The organism is Actinomyces sp. HMSC075B09 (assembly GCF_001812395.1).
GTDB lineage: Bacteria > Actinomycetota > Actinomycetes > Actinomycetales > Actinomycetaceae > Gleimia > Gleimia europaea.
The window spans coordinates 278,753-300,208 of sequence record NZ_KV808731.1 but is presented as its reverse complement, the minus strand read 5'-3'; the positions used below and the strand labels follow the sequence as shown (position 1 = coordinate 300,208).

Below are 21,456 nucleotides of genomic sequence, written 5' to 3'. Positions count from 1 at the left end.
GAGGATTAAATCCTCGCCCTCGCTTTATTGTGCTAGCGGAATTTGCGATTCGCGTTGGGTTTGAAGAAGCTACAGGCCGGAGTTTTCAAACGTGTTGGTAACCGGCGTGGGGCTGATTGCAACGCAAAGAAGTGTGCGGTCTCCTGCTTGATCCCAGCTTTCTGCGGTAGGCATCAGCGGGTAAATATCTAAGGTAGAGGTGCCGATTTCGCTTCCTACAAACGTTTTGAACTCGGTGGTGCAAAACTCGGATGCGATGTTTTGAATGGCGTCCGTGCCGGGGAACTCGTCACCGGTTAGCTCTTTTTCGGCATATACCTCGGCTTCGTGCTCGCTTGTGCATGCAACCGTTTGGACGGTTGCCAGCTCGAATCCTGCGGACAGCTCGGCGTTGTCAGGCAGGTCCAAGCAGTTCCCCGCTTCGAGTTCGAGCGCTGAGGTAGTGGAACAGGCGGATAGAAGTAGTGCTAAAGCGAGGGCCCCGCCAATGTAGCGGGGCTTCGCATTGTGGTTAAAGATTCTCATCAGTTCTCTACGGTAACACTAGGTGCAGTAATCGGTAGATTATTGCTGCCACTGCTGCGGCCGCAGGGAGGGTGAGGAACCAGGCGATAACGATGTTTCCGGCCACGCCCCACCGGACGGCGGAGAGTCGCTTGGTGGCGCCCACACCCATGATGGCCGAGGTGATGGTGTGCGTGGTGGAGATCGGTGCGTGCACTATGAATGCCGTGAAGTAAAGGACAACCGCGGATACGGTTTCGGCAACGAAGCCGCGCGCCGGGTCCAGTTCGATAACGCGGCGTCCGAGGGTACGCATGATGCGCCAGCCGCCGGAATAGGTTCCTGCAGAGATTGCGAGTGCAGCCGCGAGTTTAACCCACGTGGGGATGGTGAGCTCACCGTCTACGATCACGTTGTGGGTTTCGCCGTAACCACCAGCAAGGAGGGCCATGACGATGATACCCATCGTCTTTTGGGCGTCTTGGAGGCCGTGGCCAAGCGCCATTGCGGCGGCGGACACGGTTTGTGCGAAGCGGAACTTACGCATGGTGCGGTGGTAGGCGAGGTTGCGTACAAGGTACAGCGCGATCTGCATGATGATGTACGCCAGGAAGAAGCCTACGAGCGGCGAGAGGAACATCGGGATGATGACCTGCATGGTGATGCCGCCCCACAACACGGTGGTGGAGGACGCCAGGCCCGCGCCCACAAGGCCGCCGATGAGGGCGTGTGAAGACGAGGACGGTAGCCCAAACCACCAGGTGATGAGGTTCCAGGTGATCGCGCCGATTAGTGCGGCCAGGATGATCCCGAGCCCGTGCACCTGCATCGTTGGATCACTGGATATGGTGAAGTGCTGAATGTCGATGATGCCTTCACCGATAGTTTTTGCAACTTCGGTGCCGAGCAGGGCGCCAACGATGTTCATGACTGCCGCCATGGCGAGTGCCGCGCGGGGCGTTAGCGCCCGGGTGGACACGGATGTTGCGATGGCGTTTGCCGCGTCGTGGAAGCCGTTGGTGAAGTCAAAGCCGAGCGCAATGACGATTACAACAACGACGAGGATGAGATTCAGATCCACCGCTTAGGACTCCTTGATCGCGATGGTCTCAACGCCGTTTGCGAGTGCTTCGAAGGAGTCGATCGCTTTTTCGAGGACTTCGATGACGTCCTTCAGCTTGATCACTTCGAGGGCGTCGTGTCCGCTTTCGAAAAGTGCAGAGATGGTTTTGCGGTATGCCTGGTCGCCGTCGTTCTCAAGGCGGTTGATTTCAACCCAGTAGTCGCGTAGCCCGCCAAGGGTTTTGAGGCGAGGCATCGCTTGGGCGGTGAGGTCGCAGCAACGCTGAATGACGTTCAGTTGCTCTGCCACGCCGGGAGGGAGCACGCCAACCTTGTATAGGACGATGAGGTCACCGGCCTCGTCCATGTAGTCCATGCAGTCGTCGAGGCGGCTGGAGATGTAGGTGATGTCGTCGCGGTCGAGCGGAGTGACAAACGTTTGGTTGAGTCGCTCTGCAATCTCGTGGGTTACCTCGTCACAGGATTGTTCAAGTCGGTGTAGTTCGTCGCGAAGATCAACGCGACGTTCCGGAGTTGCAGCGCTGATTTTTGCAAGTAACTCAGCTGCAGATACCAAAAAAGTGGCTTGTTTGGTGAAAAGAGTGAAGAAGATGTTGTCGTCGTTGGACCTTGAAAAACGCACTTGTCATACTCCAATACGCGGTCGTTGGTCACATACAAATTCAACATTAGTGTACTTTACCGATTTGACCTATTTCAGTAATCCGCCGTTTAACTTTTGGTAACGTTTTTAGAGTTCGAGAAGTGCGTAGATAAGCCGTTTGGTCTTGAGATTAGGCGATTGTGTGGCGGGGCGCGGAGTTGGCGATTGCAATCTGACAATCACGACCAAAAGTAAAATGAAGATAAAAGAATGCAACTATGGTGAACAAGAGCGATGTTTTGAATCCCGCGGTATTTTTAACAGTTTGTTTCAAAATCCGCATGGTTTTAGACATTGTGTCTCGCTAGAATCAGCATATGAGCAGTGAGCATTCTAAAGATCCAGAATTTGAGTTGGATGAAACCTATTTGGAGATCCTTCGTCAGTTGCGTCGTGACTCGCGAATGTCTGTTGCGGCGCTTGCAGAGGCCGTGGGAATCTCTCGTTCAAATGCGTATGCGCGGCTTAATACTTTGGTGGAGTCCGGCGTTATTGAGCGGTTCACGATCGACATTAATCCGAGCTTGATTGGCAAGAAGGTGAGCGCGTTTGTGTTCGTCTCACTTGACCAGAGCAAATGGAAGCAGTTCGGTATGCAGCTTAGCGCCTTGTCAGAGCTTGACTATTACGCGGTGACTACGGGCGAGTACGACGTGATGTTGCGGTTGCGCGCTGACGATGTGCCCGGAATTCAGCATGCGGTGGTGGACGTCATTTCTCAATGGGAATGCGTGCGAGACACCGAAACGGTGTTCCTAATGCAAGAGCAGGACAGCGATTTTGATTTGGCTCCGCAAAAGGTTCAGCCTGCAACGTTAGATTTGCTTGGGGTTTTAAAGTTTGAGTCAAATGCGGCGCGCGGTTTTCGCGATGGCTTAGGCGCGGAAGACTAGCGCGGCAGGCGGCGTAAAACGCAAAGTAAAAGACACCGAACCAAAATGCGCCTGTCGGCGCGAAGGCCGCTCGTAGCGGCAGAAGTTGGAGCCCGGGGCATAGTTGGTTCGGTGCCTGTTTCAATACTAATGCATATTGTGAACTGCGCACCTCAAAATGCCCCATAGTGCGCGTTGGTTTTGTTGGAGCATGCCAGATTGCCTGTTGTGGTGGGGATTCTTAGTTGAAAGTGTGGGAGCATTTGGGTGTGGATGACAAGAATACGCAAGATCAGGCAAAGAACGATTTGAGCAAACATAGGCATGCTTCGCGTTTAGGTACGCCGGGTTTGTCGGCCCCGAAGGAGGGGGCGGATTCGTCTAGGTCTGCGCGCGTGTCTAAGAGCTTGAAGAGGGCGCGCTTGTCGCAACGCCGCGCGGGAACGAAAACTCGCGGTAGGGCGCAGCAAATCTTGTCTATCCCGGCTCGTTATCTTTCTGCCACGATCGCTATCTTGTTGGCGGCGTCCATCGTGATTTCAAACCTGGTGTTCGACACCAGGGCTGTGGTGATGCTTGTGATCGTGGTTGCGATAGTTGTCTTCGCGCGTGGTTGGGCTGATCTGGTTCAAACTCCGGTGCGTTACACGTCGCTGGTGACGATCCTGATCGTCGGGATCGTCACGGTGATTGCCATTAGCGTAAGTGATGATTTTGCGTGGGCAACCGTAGGGCTTGGCATGGTGGTGCTGGTGGCGGCGGTCATGGAGGCCACCCGGCCACTTCCACGCACAGACCTCCTCCATTCACTATCGGCCTCGGTGTTTGGTGGATTTGTGGTGGTGATCGGCAGCGCTTGGGTGACGCTGTGCGAGTCGGAATTGTGGTCTGCCGTTATGGTCACCGCTGCGCTCGCATTCATTGTCACCATGGTGGGTAACCAGCTGGGCGCAAGCGCGGGGGCAAACGCGCTCTGGGCGCTGCTTCTGGGGCCGCTTAGCGCCGTTACGGTTACAGGTATTGCGCTTGCGGTTGGCGAGCCCGCCAGCCTGCTCTCTTTCGCATTAGCGAATACGTCGTCAGCCGTGCCGCCGCAGGTGTCGCTTTTGCTAATGTCCGCACTGCTGGGTTTGGGAGTGGGCGGCGTGATCGTGATCGTAGACATGCTGTTTGGTGAGCATAATCGCCGTATTTCCGAGGCGGGAGCGTTCGCCCGCGGGGCAATGAAGTTCCTGCTCGCAGTGATGCCTATCTACGTGATTGTGCGAGTGGGCGCTCTGCTCTAGCCCATCGGTGCCGGTTCTCTTTTGAGAACTTGGCGGCATGTGCGGGTTTGCCCGCACGCCTCAAACAATTGTCCGCGCGCGGCTTTAGCCTGGGTACATGATCGTTATTCCGCAGAATCTTCCCAGTCAGGTTGCGCCCCTAACTTGGCTACTGGGTACGTGGGTTGGTTGGGGCACCCAGAGCTCGCCGGAAGGCAGTAACTTGGTGACGTTTGAGTTTGATTGCCAGGTGGTGGGCGAGCAGGTGTCTACTCGCCTCGCTGTGTTTAACACGGATGCGGTGGTGGAGGTAGATGCGCAGGTGGGCGCGTTGGAGGGCATTGATTTGCTGCCCCGCTCGGGCGTTGCCAGTGAGGAAACCGCCTACTGGAAGGTGCTCAAAGACACCGATGGGGAGGATAACTACCTGCAGGTAACTTCCGCGTCCACGGACGGTATTGCCGGGCTTTGGGTGGGCAGGGTGCAGGGCCCACGTATTCGTCTGCTGATTGATACGGCCGTGCATAAGGAGGGGGCGCCGGCCGCATCGCTCGGCGAGCGGATGCTGGGCCTGGTGAACTCCGATATTTTCTTTAATGAGACCTTGAATACCGATAAGGGAGATTTCGTGGTTTCGGGCCGAGTGGCCCGCGTTGAGGAAGCGAAACCGATCGAGACGTTTGAGAAGGAGTAGTGATGCGCTCTCCACTGCTGGATATGCCCGGAGCCGTGCCGGATGAGTTTGATGAGGATGTGCCGGCTCGCTTTGGTGATTGGAGCGGCGAGCAGTGGCAGTTGGAGGCAGGGCAGGCGCTGTCGGACCTCTCGGACTTAGGGGTGGTGCAGGTTTCGGGGCCAGATAGGCTTTCGTGGCTAACTACCATCTCGTCGCAGGTGGTGAACGCGCTGCAACCGGGGGAATCGCGCGAGCTACTCCTTTTGGATCCGAATGGGCGCATTAGTTTTGCAGCTGGCATTGTGGATGACGGGCAGGTCGCAACTCTCCTGGTGGAAGGTGCGAAGGCGGGGGACTTAACCGAGTTCTTACAGCGCATGCAGTTTATGTTGCGCGTGGAAGTGCGCAACGTGACTAGCAAGATCGCGGTGGTTGGAAGCATCGTAAAGACGGGCGCGGATGATTTGCACCAGGTCGCGAGCCGGCCCGTAGCGGACTTGCCGGGCTACCTGTTCACATGGGTGGATCCGTGGCCGGGCGTGGCCGAGGGTGGGGCGAGCTATACTCCGCAGGATTTCGTCCACCCCGCGCAGGGACGCACCCGGGCCCTCCACGGCGTAGACCGAGAGCAGTTTGCACAGTTTGCGTCCGCGTGGGCCCAGCGCGGCAGTTGGGCTGGCCGCAACGCTTGGGAAGCCTTGCGGATCGAGGATTTGCGCCCGCGCTTTGGGCGCGAGGTCGATGATAAGACGGTTCCGCACGAGCTTGACTGGCTACGCACCGCAGTGCATTTGAATAAGGGCTGCTATTCGGGACAGGAGTCGGTGGCGCGCATCGTGAATATGGGCAAGCCGCCGCGAAGGCTGGTGCTGTTGCAACTTGACGGATCGCAATCGCGCGTGGTGAAGCCAGGTGCGGATGTGATGCTCAAAAGCCGAAAGGTTGGCCAGGTGACCTCGGTGGCGCGTCATGCCGATTGGGGGCCGGTGGCGCTCGCGGTGATCCGCCGCGCGATTCCGCTGGACGTGCAGCTTGACGTGCAGACGAATGAGGGTGAGGTCGCCGCGGCTCAAGAAGTGGTTGTGGATCCGCTGGGGCGCTCGTCGGCGTCGCCTAAGGAGAGGCCGGGCGAGGAGCTTCGCAAGGCGCGCCGCGAAATGCCGGGTGCGGGCCATCCGGGATCTCCGGGCGGTTTTGGTATTGGAGGTCGGTCACTGTGAGGGCTGTGATTCAGCGCGTTAGGGGAGCGTCAGTCTCCGTTGATGGCGAGGTCGTGGGTGCGATCACGGGCCAGGGGCTTTGCGTACTGGTTGGCGTGACGCATGATGATGGCCCTGCTGAGGTGGAGACGATCGCGCGTAAGATTGCCTCGCTTCGCATATTGGATGATGAGAAGTCTGCAACTGATGTGGACGCGCAGGTGCTGGTGGTTTCCCAGTTCACGCTCTACGGGGATGCGCGTAAGGGGCGGCGGCCCACGTGGCAGGAGGCAGCGCCGGGCGGTGTGGCGGAGCCTTTGGTTACCGCGGTGGTTGAGCAGTTGCGCTCAAAGCACGGCCTGCATGTAGAAACGGGCGTGTTTGGAGCGGATATGCAGGTTTCGCTCACAAACGACGGGCCGGTAACGATACTCCTGGAGGCATGAGTCTGCGCGTTTCTCGCTTATGGTGAACAAACGCGATTTTATGTAGCGCTGCCTCTACTGTGTAGTTAGTAGATTCTTAGGAAGGCTGACTATGTTCGAGAGGTTTACCGACCGCGCTCGCCGCGTTGTCGTTCTGGCGCAGAATGAGGCGCGCGGACTCAATCACAACTACATCGGCACGGAGCATTTGTTGCTGGGTTTGATTGAGGAGGGCGAAGGCGTTGCTGCTAAGGCCCTGGAGATGACCGGGATTGAGCCGGAGGCCGTCCGGGCTACGGTTGTGGAGATGATCGGTAAGGGCTCTTCTGCTCCGGAGGGCACGATTCCGTTTACTCCGCGAGCGAAGAAGGTTTTGGAGTTCGCTTTGCGCGAGGCTCTTCAGCTGGGCCATAACTACATCGGAACGGAGCATATGTTGCTCGGTTTGATCCGTGAGGGCGAGGGTGTGGCTACAAAGGTCCTCGTTGAGCTTGGTGCGGATTTGGGTCAGTTGCGGGAGACGGTTATCCAGTTGCTTCGTGGCTACCAGCGTCAGGCTGGGGGCGGGCGCGAGGCCGTGGGTGTGGGCGGTCCGGCGCGTGAGCCGCAAACGAATTCGGCGTTGTTGGAGCAGTTTGGTCGCTCGCTTACAAATGCCGCTCGCGAGGGATCGCTTGACCCGGTGGTTGGCCGCGTGCAGGAGATGGAACGCGTAATGCAGATTCTGTCGCGGCGCACTAAGAACAACCCGGTGTTGATCGGTGAGCCTGGCGTGGGTAAGACCGCTGTGGTTGAGGGTCTTGCGCAGGCGATTGTGCGCGGTGATGTTCCAGAGACGTTGCGCGATAAGCAGATTTACAGCCTTGATATGGGCTCGCTGGTGGCGGGGTCGCGTTACCGCGGTGATTTTGAAGAACGCTTGAAGAAGGTGCTGAAAGAGATTCGCACGCGCGGCGACATTATTTTGTTTATTGACGAGATCCATACGCTGGTTGGTGCTGGCGCTGCTGAGGGCGCGATTGATGCGGCCCAGATTTTGAAGCCGATGTTGGCGCGCGGTGAGCTCCAGACGATTGGTGCAACCACGTTGGAGGAGTACCGCAAGTACATTGAGAAGGACGCGGCTTTGGAGCGACGTTTCCAACCGGTGAAGGTGGAAGAGCCCTCGGTTGAAGAGACCATCGCGATCTTGAAGGGCCTGCGTGACCGTTACGAGGCGCATCACCGCATCATTATTTCGGATGAGGCTCTTGCGGCTGCGGCGCAGATGGCTGATCGTTACATTTCGGATCGCTTCATGCCGGATAAGGCTATTGACCTTGTGGATGAGGCCGGTGCACGTATGAGCATTCGTCGAATGACGGCGCCGCCGGAGCTTCGCGAGCTTGATGAGCGTATTTCTGAGGTGCGTCGCAATAAGGAGTCCGCGATTGATGATCAGGACTTTGAGCGTGCGGCTGCGCTTCGTGATGAGGAGAAGAAGCTGACGGAGCGGCGCGAAGAGAAGGAACGTTCGTGGCGCGCTGGCGATATGGATACGATTGGCGAGATTGGCGAGGCTGAGATCGCGGAGGTCCTCGCAATGTCTACGGGCATTCCGGTGGTGAAGCTGACGGAGGCTGAGTCGCACAAGATTCTCAACATGGAGGCTGAGCTTCATAAGCGCATTATTGGCCAGGAGGACGCGGTCCGCGCTTTGTCTCAGTCGATTCGTCGTACGCATTCTGGTTTGAAGGATCCGAAGCGTCCGGGTGGCTCGTTCATTTTTGCGGGGCCAACGGGTGTGGGCAAGACGGAGCTGGCGAAGGCTCTTGCCGAGTTCTTGTTTGGTGATGAGGAAGCCCTTATCCAGTTGGATATGTCAGAGTTCTCCGAGAAGCACACTGCCTCACGCCTGTTTGGCGCCCCTCCGGGCTATGTGGGTTACGACGAGGGCGGCCAGCTTACCGAGAAGGTGCGTCGCCGCCCGTTCTCCGTGGTGCTGTTTGACGAGGTGGAGAAGGCTCACGCTGATATCTTCAACTCGCTGCTACAGATTTTGGAGGAAGGCCGCCTGACGGATTCGCAGGGGCGCGTGGTTGATTTTAAGAACACGATCATCATCATGACTACGAACCTCGGTACGCGCGACATTAATAAGGGCGTGCTGACGGGCTTCCAGGCCACGGGTACGCAGGCGAATGATTACGATCGCATGAAGCAGAAGGTGAACGAGGAGCTGAAGCAGCACTTCCGCCCCGAGTTCTTGAACCGCGTGGATGAAACGATCGTGTTCCCGCCGCTTCAGAAGGATCAGATCATTAAGATTGTTGACCTGATGATCGCCAGGCTTGATGAGCGCATGCGCGAGCAGGACATGAAGCTGGAGATGACCGAGGCCGCACGTTTGCTGCTTGCAGATAAGGGATTCGACCCGGTGCTCGGTGCTCGTCCGCTACGCCGTGCAATCCAGCGCGAGATTGAAGACATGCTGTCAGAGAAGATCCTGTTTGGCGAAATCAAGAGCGGCGACACGGTGCGTGTTGACGCCGAGGGTGAGGAAGGCGAGCGCCGCTTCACTTTCACTCCGGTTCGCTAACGCAAAACCGGGTAGTAAATAATGCGCGTGACCTCCCGGTTCTAATGCCGGGAGGTTATTCTTGCACAAAGGGTGGGCATTTTTGCAGCGCTTCGGCTCAGTTAACGCAACTTGACCCCAAGTTGTTACCCTGGAGGCAGTGTGCGAGCACTAGCCGCGATGGTGTGGCTATGTAACAAACTGGTTATAGAAAGTAGAGGCCACGAATGGTCAAGTACGTCTACCGCTTCTCCGAAGGCGATAAGGACATGAAGGACTTGCTTGGTGGCAAGGGTGCAAACCTTGCTGAGATGACCAAGCTCGGACTCCCGGTTCCTCCTGGGTTCACGATTACTACGGATGCTTGTCGTGAGTACATGAAGCAGGGTGGTGTTCCAGAGGAGCTCGCGCCAGCAGTCACGGAGAATCTGGCTGCTGTTGAGGAGAAGATGGGACGCAAGCTCGGAGATTCGGAAAATCCGTTGCTGGTGTCGGTTCGCTCCGGCGCTAAGTTCTCGATGCCGGGCATGATGAACACGGTGCTTAACATAGGCCTCAACGATGAGTCGGTGCTGGGGCTTGCAAAGGCTTCGGGTAACGAGCGTTTCGCGTGGGACTCCTACCGTCGCCTGGTACAGATGTTTGGTGACACCGTGCTTGGCGTAGATGGCGCTCTCTACTTGGATGCGCTTGACCACATCAAGGAAAGGCGCGGCGTTCACTTCGACCACGAGCTTTCTGCAGAGGATCTGAAGGAGCTCGTCGCCGAGTTTAAGCAGATCACGAAGGAAGCTGCGGGCCGTGATTTCCCGCAGGATCCGCGCGAGCAACTTGATCTTGGTATTGAGGCAGTGTTCCTGTCTTGGAATACGGAGCGCGCAAAGATTTACCGCCGTCGTGAACGCATTTCTGACGATCTAGGTACGGCTGTGAACGTTCAGACCATGGTGTTTGGCAACATGGGTGAGGATTCGGGCACGGGTGTTTGCTTCACGCGTGACCCCTCCACCGGCCACTCTGGCGTGTACGGCGATGTTCTGATGAACGCCCAGGGTGAAGACGTTGTGGCGGGTATCCGTAATACGGAGCCTTTGGTTCAGCTTGCAACGCATGACAAGAAGTCTTACGACGAGCTGATTGCAATCATGGATAAGCTCGAGAAGCACTACCAGGATCTGTGCGATATTGAGTTCACGATTGAGCACGGCAAGCTGTGGATGTTGCAGACGCGTGTTGGTAAGCGTACGGCTGCCGCCGCGTTCCGTATCGCCACCCAGCTGGTTGACGAGGGCTTGATCGATATGGATGAGGCTCTTACTCGCGTGACGGGTGAACAGCTTACCCAGCTGATGTTCCCGCAGTTCGACGCGAAGGCTAAGAAGACCTTGCTGACGAAGGCTATGGCTGCTTCGCCGGGCGCTGCTGTTGGCGAGATTGTTTTCAATAACGAGGACGCCGTTGCCGCTGCTGCGGAAGGCCGCAAGGTCATTTTGGTTCGCCGTGAGACCAACCCGGATGACCTTCCGGGCATGGTTGCCGCAGAGGGTATTTTGACCGCTCGCGGTGGTAAGACCTCGCACGCGGCCGTGGTTGCTCGCGGCATGGGTAAGACTGCTGTTGTTGGCGCTGAGGAACTGGTTGTTAAGGAAAAGAAGAAGTTCATCCGGGTTGGGGACCAGGTTCTGCGCAATGGTGATGTGATTGGTATTGATGGCATGACCGGCGAGGTGTTCGTCGGTGATGTTCCGGTTACGGATTCTGCTGTGACCACCTACCTTGCTGAGGGGCTTGAGGCTGGTCTAGCAGCGGCCGCAGATGACGAGATGGTTGCAGACCTGATTAAGTCGGTGGACCGCATTTTGACGCATGCCGATGAGAAGCGCCGCCTCTCTGTCCGTGCCAACGCGGATACGCCAGACGATGCAGCTCGCGCGCTGAGCTTCGGTGCGGAGGGCATTGGTCTTTGCCGTACGGAGCACATGTTCCTCGGTGAGCGTCGCGCCCTGGTGGAGCGCGTGATTTTGTCACCTGCCGATTCGCAGGATCGCGCTGACGCTCTTGCAGAGCTAGAACGCCTCCAGTTTGCTGACTTTGAAGACATGCTTCGCGTGATGGATGGCCGGGAGATGACGGTTCGTTTGATCGACCCGCCACTCCACGAGTTCCTTCCGGACCTCACCCAGCTTGAGGTGAAGGCTGCGGTGCAGCGCGCCCAGGGCGAGGAACTTTCCCCCGAGGATCGCACGATTCTTGAGGCGGTTCGTCGTCTGCATGAGACCAACCCGATGCTCGGTACCCGCGGTGTTCGTCTAGGTATCTTGCTACCGGGCTTGTTCGCACTTCAGATCCGCGCTCTTGTTGAGGCCGCGTTGAAGCTGAAGAAGGAGGGGTTGGATCCTCGTCCCGAGATCATGGTTCCTCTCGTTGGTTCGGTTCGCGAGTTGCACAAGGTTCGTGAAGAAGCTGAGGCTTTGATCCGTGCCGAGATTGCTGCCGCCGGGGTTGAGCACGACTTCCCGCTTGGTTGCATGGTTGAGCTTCCGCGCGCGGCTATCACCGCTGCTGACTTGGCTACCGAGGCTGACTTCTTCTCGTTCGGCACTAACGACCTCACACAGACGGTGTGGGGCTTCTCGCGTGACGACGTGGAGGGCACGATCTTCCCGACCTACATCCAGGATTCTGTGTTCGGTGTCTCCCCGTTTGAGACCATTGACCAGGAGGGTGTTGGCGCCCTCGTTCGCATGGGTGCAGAGCGCGGTCGAAGCACTAAGCCGAACTTGAAGCTCGGTATTTGTGGTGAACACGGCGGTGACCCGGATTCGATCCACTTCTTCCACAAGACGGATCTGAACTACGTGTCCTGTTCGCCGTTCCGCGTTCCGGTAGCTCGTCTAGAGGCCGGCCGCGCAGCGGTAATGGAGGGCTAATCAGGGCTTCTAACGAGCTTAACTGACAGCTTCTTTGTAGTTGGGGCTGGAGAGAGTTTTAAAACCTTTCTCCAGCCCCCAACACTATTTATGAAACATAAACGTTTTATGAATACAGGCATTTACGATCGTATATTGTTGCGTAGTTCATGCATTGTTACGGCTATGGGCATTTGGAGCATTGATAAATTTGCCCGCAATCACGCGAAAAAGCGATTTTGGCGTTCTTGAGGTGGGTTGATTTACGCAACGGTCGTTGCAGGTTAGGTATGCCGTATCTAATCTTTTCGGTGTGAAACTTTCTGAGTGTAAGCGCGGCGATACTGGCCAGCTGCAAAATGTTGAAATCCAACCGTGCTATCAGCTACGGGTGCAAGAACTGGGCCTGCGTTCAGGAGCGCATTTCACAGTCGTAAACCGCGCCGCCTTTGGAGGCATGGTCCTAAATATCGGAGGAACGCGAGTCGCGGTAGACCATCGTTCTTCAAAATTGATTGACGTGGAGTTAGTTAAGTGAGTTGCCCAAAGTGTTCGCCCAAAAATCCGCAGTCTTGCGATAACCCGCAGGCCAGGTCTGTTCTCTTAGACGTCAAGGATGTTCGCCATCCCCGTGACACCGTGGTGCTGGTTGGTAACCCAAATGTTGGTAAGTCCACCTTCTTTAACGCGGTTACGGGTGCTCATCAGGCGGTTGTGAACGCTCCGGGTACAACCGTGGAGCTCATGCAGGGTCGTTCTACGGCGCTGGGAGCACGTGTTATTGATCTTCCCGGCACCTACTCGCTGGTGGCCAATTCTGAGGACGAACAAGTCGTCGTCGATACCTTGGCAGGTGCAACAGGGTCTGCTACGGACATGGCGTCGGGCCAGTCTATTGACCTTGTGGTCATGATGCTGGATGCCTCGGCAATGACGCGTAGCTTGTACCTGCTTGGCCAGGTAGCACAAACGGGGCGCCCGATGGTTGGCGTTATAACGATGGCGGATGTTGTCGAGCACGAGGGTGAGGTAGTTGATGCGGCCGCACTTTCAAACACGCTCGGCATCCCGATTCTGGCGGCGGATGTGCGCACGAAGCAGGGAGTGCGCGCGGTTGAAGACATGATCCGTTCCGCTCTGATTTCTCGGCCCCGCGTAAAGTCGATTCTGCCCGATCCGACTGCTCCCGGATTTAACCAGGTGGCAGCGCAGGCAGCTTTCGAACAGATTGATAAGTTGAAGTCCCCGCAGATTTTGGGCATTGGTGAGGGCGCTCCGGTCTCGAGCGCGGTAGATTGCGGTTGCTCCGCGGCAGAAAATACCAGTAAGGGGCCGGCGGATTCTTCGGTGGAAGCGGCGCGCTTGGCTGATACGTCCGAGTTTGATCGCGCGGCAAAACTGTTTGCCTGGGTTGAGCGGGTTGAGGAACAGGCGGGACGTAAACGCGACTCTGCGCGTAAACCGTCTCGTTCAGACAAGATTGATTCCCTCCTTCTTCATCCGCTGGTTGGCATCCCGGTATTCTTCTTGCTCATGTGGCTTCTATTCCAAGCCGCGGGTAACTGGGTTGGCCCCGTGCAAGACTTCTTCGATGGGCTGTTTTCCAGCACCGACGAAGGCGCTTTCTCACTAGCTAACCTTTTGAAGTTTGCGTTCGCAGGCGTGGGCTTGTCCGGCACTTGGGTTGAGTCGCTGTTTGTTAACGGTCTCGCAGTTGGCCTGGGCGTAGTTGCCTCGTTCGTTCCGCTCATGTTCGTGATCTTCTTGGCGATCGCGATCTTGGAAGACTCTGGCTACATGGCGCGCGCAGCGTTCCTAGGGGATCGCGTTATGCGCATGATCGGCCTGGACGGGCGAGTAATCTTACCTCTGATTATGGGCTTTGGATGCAACTTGCCGTCGCTTGCGGCAACTCGCACGCTACCAAACGCCAAGCAGCGGTTGGTTACAACGCTCATCATTCCCTACACCTCCTGCGCGGCTAGGCTCACGATCTATTTGATGATCGCGCGAATCTTCTTTGAAGATAACGCTGGCAATGTCGTGTTCTTGATGTACGTTTTGTCGCTTTTCATGGTGGTGCTCGGAGCGCTCGTGCTGAAGCCGTTCATCACGAAGGGGGAGTCGAGGGCTCCACTGATGCTGGTGCTGCCGGCTTACCAGATGCCGCGTATTCTCGTGATTTTGCAAAATACTTGGAACCGGGCGTGGGCGTTTGTGAAGGGCGCCGGCAAGATCATCGTGGTTATGACTCTTGTGGTGTGGTTGATGAGCGCAATCCCGATGGCAAAGGGCTACTCCTTCGCTGATGAGGAGTTGCCGATGGAGAACTCCTTGTACGGTTCCACCGCGCGCGTTCTTGAACCTGTATTCCAGCCCGCTGGTTTTGGTGATTGGCACATGACTGGCGCACTGATGACGGGATTTGTGGCTAAGGAAACGCTGATCTCTTCGATTGTGACTTCCTACAACCTGGATGAGTCCGCGGCAGGTGACGCGGAGGACGGGGGTGACGATCTTGGTTCGCTGCCCGAGTTGGTAACAGCATCATTTGAGAGGACTGCGGGCGAGCAGTACGCGTCTTTGGCAGCGTTTGGCTTCCTGGTGTTCGTTCTGACTTACACGCCGTGTTTGGCTACGGTTGCGGAGCAAAAGCGCCAGATTGGGGCGCGCTGGACGATAGGCGCAATGATCGTTCAGCTGGCTGCAGCCTGGTTGCTGGCAGTGCTGGTGTTCCAGGTTGGTAGGCTGTTCTGGTGATTGTCCGGAACCAGCCGCCTCTTTACCGGCTGATGGATGAGCTTAGGCAAGGCGCAACTTTGGAGGCTGCCGCCCAGCGGGCGGGGCTGCGAGTTGAGATTGCGCAAGTGATGGTAGATCACTTGAACCGGTCGGGGCGCTTGCAAAGCGCAGGGTCGCTGTGCTCATCCGGATTGGGAGCCTGCGGCGGTGGAACTTCGCAAGAGGTGAAGGTCCACTGCGCAGGCTGCCCACTGTCGGTTGGGTGATGCGGGGCAGGTTCGCCACAAAACTTTTTCAGAACGACTCAGGTACGCATATTAGGGGTTATTACTCGCCCGCCGGATTGCACTATAGTCGTTCGAATTCTCTCCGGTGGGAATTCGTTTGTGATGAGTCCTGACAGTTCGTACCAGCGCGAAACCTCGAATGTGCCCATGCGATTATGCTTCGTCGAGTCGGCAACAATGAAAGTCTGATTAGATCTTGAGGCGGCAATGCGCTTGAGCTCAATTGTATCCGCGTCAAAGTCGGTTGCGCCCGCAATATCAATTCCTCCGCAAGAAATGAATGCGGTGTCGAAACGAATTCGGTCTAGAAATAATGCGGTAGAAGACCCCCTAACGTACCTCTCTTCCCGGTTTAGAATTCCAGGCGTGAGAATAGTCTCTACCTTGTTGCGGGAGGGGAGGGCTTCGGCCACGAGAAGAGAGTTTGTGAATACTGTTCCCTTCCATTGCGGGGGGAGGGCGGCTGCTATGGTTTCTGCGGTTGTGCCTACGTCAATAAAAATAGAAGTCTCATCATTGAGCAACTCCGCGGCGGTTCGACCGATTTCAGATTTAGCATGAGGGTTGATTGCGCGTCTTTCGTGAAAACCGGGTTCAGTGGTTACCTTTAAATCAGTTAGTATCGCACCGCCATAAACTCTATGAAGGAAACCCTGCTGCTCTAGATAAGCGAAATCGCGCCGGATGGTTTCCCCCGAAACCCGTAATGTACGGGCTAGGTCTAGTGTGGAAACACTACCGCTGGACCGAATCTCCTGAATGATGTATCGATGTCGCTCTTGAGCAATTTTTATGGTCACAATCCACACTATTCCACATTCGTTGAGTTGAATTCCAAACGGACTTACGCTTAAAACAACAATCTGAACAGAATTGCGGAAACGGCTGATTCCGTTGAGATTTTGTTAAGCGACGAAGGAGTCGCAAGCACGATAGCAATACTGTGATAACGAAAGGTGGCAACGTGGCTATTCTTGCATTAGACCAGGGAACTTCAGGGTCGAAGGCGATTGTGGTCGATGAGCAGGGCGTTCACGCGGTGGTGGAGAAGGAAATTTTCCCGAAATATTTGGCAAACGGGGGTGTGGAACAGGATCCGCAAGAGCTTTTGAGCTCCATAATTGAGGTGGGCAAAGAGGCTGTGGCAAAAGCAGGCCTGCCCATTGAAGGCGTCTCCTTAGCGAATCAAGGTGAGACCATCCTCGCGTGGGATCCAGAAACGGGCGAGCCTCTTACCACCTGTATTGTGTGGCAGGACCGCCGTGCGCAAACGGTCGTGGAACGGTTGCAAGAGTTCGCGGATGAGGTGCATCAGCGCACCGGTCTAGTGCTGGATTGTTATTTCACCGCTCCGAAGATGACATGGCTTCGTGAAAACCTCACCACCAAAGGTGTGGTAACTACTACCGATACCTGGATGGTTTATCAGCTGACAGGTGAGTTCGTAACGGATGTATCAACCGCTTCGCGATCTTTGCTATTGAACGTTGACTCAACTCAGTGGGATGACAAACTCCTTGAAATCTTCGGGCTCTCTAATGAACGTATGCCTAAGGTTGTAGCCTGCGATGAAATTGTAGGAGAAACGAGTGTGTTCACCGGTTCGCCTGTACCGGTAGGTGGCCTAATCGTTGATCAGCAGGCGGCATTGTTTGCGCAGAAGTGTTTTAATCGAGGCGAAGGAAAGTGCACTTACGGCACGGGCGCTTTCATCCTTGTAAATATGGGTGAGGACGCTCCTCGATTCGATAACGGCCTGACCACTTCAGTAGCGTGGACTCTCCGAGGCAAAACAAATTATTGCTCCGACGGCCAGGTATACACAGCGGCCTCCGCAGTGCGTTGGCTAGAAGAGATGGGCATCATTACCGGCGCTCCGCAGATGGATGAAATTGCAGCGGAGGATTCAGGTGGTGTTCTATTTGCGCCGTCCTTTGCAGGATTGGCAGCGCCATGGTGGAAGCCGGATGCGGGAGCCTTTTTATCCGGCATGCGCCTATCTACAGGCAAGCCACAGGTGGTTAAGGCAATGTTAGACGGTATCGCTGCACAAATTGCGGAGCTGGCTGATCTAACTCACGGAGAACTAGGCGAATCACTTAGCAGGCTTCGTGTTGACGGCGGTCTGACGAGATCTAAAGTGCTCATGCAATCGCAGGCCGATATGTTGCAAACGCCAATCGATACCTATCCATCGGCTCATGCTACTGCTTTGGGTACCGCTGCCTGCATGCGGTTGGCCCTGAATCCGGATCTGACAATTGAAGAAGGACCTTTTGATTGGGAACCTGCTGCAACTTATGAACCGCAACGAAGTGCAGATGATGTCGAGTCATATAGGTCGGCGTGGCGTGCCGCAGTCGAGTCGTCTTTGGAGCTGTAATCATGGGATTGAATCAAATTATTGTCATAATAATGGCGTTTGCCCTGATAGTTGCGGCGCTAGACAGAGCTATTGGAAGCAAGTTTGAGCTTGGTGATCAGCTCGAAGAGGGGCTTAATACGTTTGGTCCGTTAGCGCTGTCAATGGTTGGAATGATTTCCCTAGCACCCGTTTTAGCTAAGGTTCTGAATCCGGTTATTGTTCCTATATACAAGTTTTTCGGTGCCGATCCATCAATGTTTGCTGGTACCTTGCTCGCAAACGATATGGGTGGATTCCACCTCGCAGTTCAGATGGCGCAATCAGATGATGCTGCCATGTTGGCTGGGGCGATTCTTGCCTCGATGTTGGGTTGCACTGTGGTCTTTACGATTCCGGTGGGGCTAGGAATCGTGGAAGAGGAGGATCGTCCATATTTCGCCAACGGTGTCCTGGTCGGCGTTGTGACTATTCCTCTAGGAGTGCTAGCAGGCGGCTTAGTCGCCGGTTACAGCGTGGTAATGATTCTGAAGAATCTCATTCCGATTATCATCGCCGCAGCGCTTATTGCATTTGGACTTTGGAAAGCTCCTGAAGCAATGACTCGAGGATTCTTGGGATTTGGCAAAGCACTCGTCTTTATTATCTCGATTGCGCTGGGTATTGTAGCGTTTGAATTTTTGACCGGTTGGCAAATAATGCCTGCGGGTTGGGAGCTAGTGCCTATCGAGGAGGGACTGACTATCGTAGCGCAGATTTGCGTATTCTTGATGGGAGCTTTCCCCCTCATGTATGTGATTACAAAAGTCGCACGTAAACCGCTAGCGGCGTTCGGGCGAGTTATGGGGATGAACGAGGTTGCTTCAGGCGGAATCGTTATGAGCCTCGCAAATGCAATTCCCACCTTCGGCTTGATGTCGAAAATGGATAAGCGCGGGATTTTTATTAATACCGCGTGGGCTGTTTCCGCAATGGCTCTTCTTGGAGATCATCTGGGATTTACCGCAGGTGTGGCACCAGAGATGATTGTTCCGATGATCGTGGGTAAGTTGGTGGCCGCTATCTCTGCAACAGCATTGGCGTATGTAATCGCGCGTAAACGTTACCCGGCATTTGATCCGAACTCGCAAGCCGTTGTCCGCGAAACGCCAGAAACAAGTAGCCCTGTCGATCTAAAACGCACTGGAGGGGAAACAAATGTCGAATGATTACGATATCGCTGTTATCGGCGCTGGAGTTGTTGGGTCAGCAATTGCGCGAGCTTTTGCAGGAACCAAGTACTCCGTTGCGCTAGTTGACAGCCGAGAAGATGTAGTTGAAGGGACTTCCAAAGCAAACACTGCATTGTTGCATACGGGCTATGATGCTTCTCCAGGCACGCTTGAAGCGCAGCTTGTAGCGCGGGGCTATCACCTAACTAGAGAGTACTGTGCGGAAGCTGGTGTCGGAGTCGATACTACTGGCGCAATCCTCGTTGCTTGGGATGATGAACAAGCGGAGTCGCTACCTTCATTGAAAGAGAAGGCTGAGAAAAATGGGTACAAGGAAACGTACATTATCTCGCCGGAAGAAGTATACGAACAGATACCGGATTTGGGCCCAGGAGCAACTGGTGGGTTGGTAGTTCCGGGAGAGTCTGTGATAGACGCTTGGTCGGTTCCTATCGGATATGCAACGGATGCGGTTTGTCGAGGGGCCAAACTACTTCTGAATCACAAGGTTCTTTCCATTGATGTTGGTTCTGAGTATACGAAGCTAGAAACCACACAAGGCCCTCTGAGAGCTCGTTGGGTTGTCAATGCGGCGGGATTAGGATCCGATGGTGTCGACGCCATGTTCGGCTACGATCGTCTAAAGGTTCATCCAAGGCGCGGAGAGCTACTTGTATTCGACAAGCTGTCACGCCCTCTTACAGACAAGATCATTCTCGCAGCACCTTCGAAAGCTGGTAAGGGCGTGTTGATCAGTCCGACAGCGTTTGGAAACCTCATGCTTGGACCTACTTCGGAAGACATGACAGATAAGACCGACACCTCGACCACAGAAGAAGGCTTTGAATTCCTTTATGAAAAGGGATCGCGCATAATGCCCAAGCTTTTGAAAGAGGAGGTTACGGCGGCATACGCGGGATTAAGAGCTGCGAATAACCAGAAAGACTACCTTATTGAGGTCGACGATTCTAAGCGTTACATAATTGCTGCTGCCATCAGATCAACCGGTCTTACATCCGCTCTCGCGGTTGCTGAGTATGTATTCTCGCTTATGGAAAAGTCAGGCTTGGACCTGACGATGCGCGAGGACTTGCCGCCCACTTACAAGATGCCTCCACTAGCTGAAAGTCTCACTCGGCCATTTGAAGATGACGAAAAAATTGCATGCGATAGCCAATACGGCGAAGTGGCGTGCTTCTGCGAAAGGGTGACTCGAGGTGAGCTCCGGGATGCGTTCCAGTCTCCAATTCCTCCAACCACATTGTTCGGATTGAGACGCCGCACACGAGCGATGAATGGTCGTTGTCAAGGATTCTTCTGTGGCGCAAAAGTGCAAGCAATTTTTGATGAACTTGCCGGAGGTAACAATGAGTAAACAGATGCTAACCCCTACGGTTGCAATTATTGGAGGCGGACCAGCTGGATTAAGCGCAGCCAAACGGCTCGCTCCCGTGCTCGATGGCGAGGTTCTAGTTATTGAACGGGAACAGAACACAGGCGGAATTCCACGCCATGCCGACCATTTAGGTTATGGCATTCGAGATAGAAAACGCTTCATGTCCGGGCCTGCCTACGCAAAGGTACTGACGGAAGATGCTCTGCGTGCAGGTGCGAAACTTATGACGCAGGCAATGGCAACCGGCTGGAGTGACGATAGAACACTTCAAGTAACAACCCCTGACGGCCGTTATGATGTACGTCCAGATGTATTCGTTTTCGCTACCGGTGCGAGGGAGAGGCCTCGTCCTGCTCGAATTATTCCAGGTGATAGGCCTGCTGGAATCTACACCACGGGCCAGTTGCAAAACCTTGTGCATCTATACCACCAAAAGGTTGGTAGACGAGCTGTGGTGATCGGTGCAGAATTAGTTAGCTGGTCAGCGGTTATGACCCTAAAGCAAGCCGGTTGTGACACGACTGCACTCGTCACTGAGTACCCTAAAGGGGAGTCTTACTCGGCGTTCCGCTTGGGCGGGCGAGCCCTGTTCCAAGCAAAGGTAATTACTAACTCGAAGGTAGTTCGAATTAACGGAAAGAGACGAGTACAGAGCGTCGAGATAGAGCACGAGGACGGTCAACGCCGCATATTGGAGTGCGATACGGTCGTTTTTACAGGCGATTGGATTCCAGACAATGAGTTGCTGGTAAAGCGGGGGGTAGATATTGATCCTAATCATCTTGGCCCCAAGACTGATCAGACCATGCAGACGTCCGTACCCGGTATTTTTTCGGTTGGCAACGTGAACCACCCTGTAGAAACTGCAGATGTAGTCGCTCTTGAGGGTGAATATGTAGCTGATCAAGTACTAGCTTATCTGTCCGGGCAACAGAAAGCTGAACGTCCTATAGCAATTAAACCCGTCGGACCTATTAGGTGGATATCTCCGGGAACTTACGTGCCCGGAGGGGCTGATGTCGCTCGTAATCGTCTTATCGCGTGGGTTGACGTGTTTGACGCGACGCCTACGGTATCAGTGAGACAAAGAGGCGTGGAGGTGGCACGTAAACGCGTACCGTGGCCAGCAGCACCAGGCAGGGTCTTCCGTATTCCAGCTGATGTGCTTGATACGGTAGATCCGCTCGGGGGAGATATAGAGATCGCTTTAGCGTAAAACCCTGAATCGGAGGGGTGAGCCCCAAGAACGTGGAACTCACCCCTCCGATTATTTATGTGGAAACTAATGATAGTGGGCCCCTATTAAAAGGAACGAAAAGTTTCGG

At 55.2% G+C, this 21,456-nt stretch carries 17 protein-coding genes; 13 read left to right on the top strand and 4 right to left on the bottom strand.

Annotation, left to right across the window (positions count from 1 at the left end):
• Window positions 1-69: 69 nt before the first annotated feature.
• From HMPREF2854_RS02215 to HMPREF2854_RS02205, 3 genes are read right to left on the bottom strand one after another with little or no spacing between them, the layout of a single operon-like run.
• Window positions 70-525: a septum formation family protein gene (locus HMPREF2854_RS02215; RefSeq protein ID WP_070618381.1), complete on the bottom strand. Its 456-nt coding sequence runs from the start codon at window positions 523-525 to the stop codon at window positions 70-72.
• Between the two features lie 7 nt (window positions 526-532).
• Window positions 533-1,585, bottom strand: a complete 1,053-nt coding sequence (locus HMPREF2854_RS02210) for an inorganic phosphate transporter (protein ID WP_070618378.1) — start codon at window positions 1,583-1,585, stop codon at window positions 533-535.
• Window positions 1,586-1,588: 3 nt separating this feature from the next.
• Window positions 1,589-2,209: a DUF47 domain-containing protein gene (locus HMPREF2854_RS02205; protein WP_070618375.1), complete on the bottom strand. Its 621-nt coding sequence runs from the start codon at window positions 2,207-2,209 to the stop codon at window positions 1,589-1,591.
• 338 nt (window positions 2,210-2,547) lie between these two features.
• Between HMPREF2854_RS02205 and HMPREF2854_RS02200 the strand changes: the two genes are divergently transcribed.
• The 9 genes from HMPREF2854_RS02200 (at window position 2,548) to feoB (ending at window position 14,893) form a co-directional block, all read left to right on the top strand.
• On the top strand, window positions 2,548-3,123 hold the full coding sequence (locus HMPREF2854_RS02200) for an Lrp/AsnC family transcriptional regulator (protein ID WP_070618372.1): 576 nt from the start codon (window positions 2,548-2,550) through the stop codon (window positions 3,121-3,123).
• Between the two features lie 248 nt (window positions 3,124-3,371).
• Entirely contained in the window at window positions 3,372-4,388 is a 1,017-nt protein-coding gene (locus tag HMPREF2854_RS02195) for a hypothetical protein (protein ID WP_146002544.1), read from the top strand.
• Between the two features lie 97 nt (window positions 4,389-4,485).
• Window positions 4,486-5,061 carry a heme-binding beta-barrel domain-containing protein gene (locus tag HMPREF2854_RS02190; RefSeq protein WP_070618366.1) on the top strand — a complete coding sequence of 192 codons (576 nt, stop codon included), beginning with the start codon at window positions 4,486-4,488 and terminating at the stop codon, window positions 5,059-5,061.
• A 2-nt stretch (window positions 5,062-5,063) separates the two neighbouring features.
• Window positions 5,064-6,263, top strand: coding sequence for a CAF17-like 4Fe-4S cluster assembly/insertion protein YgfZ (locus HMPREF2854_RS02185; protein WP_070618363.1), 1,200 nt, complete (start codon window positions 5,064-5,066; stop codon window positions 6,261-6,263).
• Window positions 6,260-6,688: a D-aminoacyl-tRNA deacylase gene (gene dtd / locus HMPREF2854_RS02180; protein ID WP_070618360.1), complete on the top strand. Its 429-nt coding sequence runs from the start codon at window positions 6,260-6,262 to the stop codon at window positions 6,686-6,688. The genes HMPREF2854_RS02185 and dtd overlap by 4 nt, the downstream gene beginning before the upstream one ends.
• Window positions 6,689-6,779: 91 nt before the next feature.
• The gene (locus HMPREF2854_RS02175) at window positions 6,780-9,245 is read left to right on the top strand and encodes an ATP-dependent Clp protease ATP-binding subunit (protein WP_070618357.1); all 2,466 of its coding nucleotides are present in this window, start codon (window positions 6,780-6,782) and stop codon (window positions 9,243-9,245) included.
• Between the two features lie 206 nt (window positions 9,246-9,451).
• A complete protein-coding gene (gene ppdK / locus HMPREF2854_RS02170; protein ID WP_070618355.1) occupies window positions 9,452-12,154 on the top strand; it encodes a pyruvate, phosphate dikinase in 2,703 nt (900 codons plus the stop codon).
• Between the two features lie 292 nt (window positions 12,155-12,446).
• Window positions 12,447-12,671: a FeoA family protein gene (locus tag HMPREF2854_RS02165; RefSeq protein ID WP_083309375.1), complete on the top strand. Its 225-nt coding sequence runs from the start codon at window positions 12,447-12,449 to the stop codon at window positions 12,669-12,671.
• A complete protein-coding gene (gene feoB, locus HMPREF2854_RS02160) occupies window positions 12,668-14,893 on the top strand; it encodes a ferrous iron transport protein B (protein ID WP_070618352.1) in 2,226 nt (741 codons plus the stop codon). Before HMPREF2854_RS02165 ends, feoB begins: the two co-directional genes overlap by 4 nt.
• 286 nt (window positions 14,894-15,179) lie before the next feature.
• On the opposite strand, the gene HMPREF2854_RS02155 is transcribed toward feoB, so the two are convergent.
• A complete protein-coding gene (locus HMPREF2854_RS02155; protein ID WP_148130871.1) occupies window positions 15,180-15,962 on the bottom strand; it encodes a DeoR/GlpR family DNA-binding transcription regulator in 783 nt (260 codons plus the stop codon).
• Between the two features lie 164 nt (window positions 15,963-16,126).
• Here HMPREF2854_RS02155 and HMPREF2854_RS02150 point away from each other — a divergent pair, with 164 nt between their 5' ends.
• Genes HMPREF2854_RS02150 through HMPREF2854_RS02135 form a run of 4 tightly spaced genes read left to right on the top strand, consistent with a single transcriptional unit; the run spans window position 16,127 to window position 21,347 of the window.
• A complete protein-coding gene (locus HMPREF2854_RS02150; RefSeq protein WP_070619499.1) occupies window positions 16,127-17,545 on the top strand; it encodes an FGGY family carbohydrate kinase in 1,419 nt (472 codons plus the stop codon).
• Window positions 17,546-17,547: 2 nt separating this feature from the next.
• Window positions 17,548-18,732, top strand: coding sequence for an ethanolamine utilization protein EutH (locus tag HMPREF2854_RS02145; RefSeq protein WP_070618346.1), 1,185 nt, complete (start codon window positions 17,548-17,550; stop codon window positions 18,730-18,732).
• A complete protein-coding gene (locus HMPREF2854_RS02140; protein WP_070618343.1) occupies window positions 18,722-20,110 on the top strand; it encodes an NAD(P)/FAD-dependent oxidoreductase in 1,389 nt (462 codons plus the stop codon). The genes HMPREF2854_RS02145 and HMPREF2854_RS02140 overlap by 11 nt, the downstream gene beginning before the upstream one ends.
• A complete protein-coding gene (locus HMPREF2854_RS02135; protein WP_222563158.1) occupies window positions 20,103-21,347 on the top strand; it encodes an NAD(P)/FAD-dependent oxidoreductase in 1,245 nt (414 codons plus the stop codon). The genes HMPREF2854_RS02140 and HMPREF2854_RS02135 overlap by 8 nt, the downstream gene beginning before the upstream one ends.
• Window positions 21,348-21,456 lie beyond the last annotated feature (109 nt).

What these genes read in the sequence shown, in the direction of transcription:
- HMPREF2854_RS02200 (WP_070618372.1), top strand. Translation starts at nt 2,548, where the DNA reads ATGAGCAGTGAGCATTCTAAAGATCCAGAATTTGAGTTGGATGAAACC.
- HMPREF2854_RS02185 (WP_070618363.1), top strand. Translation starts at nt 5,064, where the DNA reads ATGCGCTCTCCACTGCTGGATATGCCCGGAGCCGTGCCGGATGAGTTT.
- HMPREF2854_RS02190 (WP_070618366.1), top strand. Translation starts at nt 4,486, where the DNA reads ATGATCGTTATTCCGCAGAATCTTCCCAGTCAGGTTGCGCCCCTAACT.
- HMPREF2854_RS02175 (WP_070618357.1), top strand. Translation starts at nt 6,780, where the DNA reads ATGTTCGAGAGGTTTACCGACCGCGCTCGCCGCGTTGTCGTTCTGGCG.
- HMPREF2854_RS02145 (WP_070618346.1), top strand. Translation starts at nt 17,548, where the DNA reads ATGGGATTGAATCAAATTATTGTCATAATAATGGCGTTTGCCCTGATA.
- ppdK (WP_070618355.1), top strand. Translation starts at nt 9,452, where the DNA reads ATGGTCAAGTACGTCTACCGCTTCTCCGAAGGCGATAAGGACATGAAG.
- HMPREF2854_RS02140 (WP_070618343.1), top strand. Translation starts at nt 18,722, where the DNA reads ATGTCGAATGATTACGATATCGCTGTTATCGGCGCTGGAGTTGTTGGG.
- HMPREF2854_RS02135 (WP_222563158.1), top strand. Translation starts at nt 20,103, where the DNA reads ATGAGTAAACAGATGCTAACCCCTACGGTTGCAATTATTGGAGGCGGA.
- HMPREF2854_RS02215 (WP_070618381.1), bottom strand. Translation starts at nt 525, where the DNA reads ATGAGAATCTTTAACCACAATGCGAAGCCCCGCTACATTGGCGGGGCC.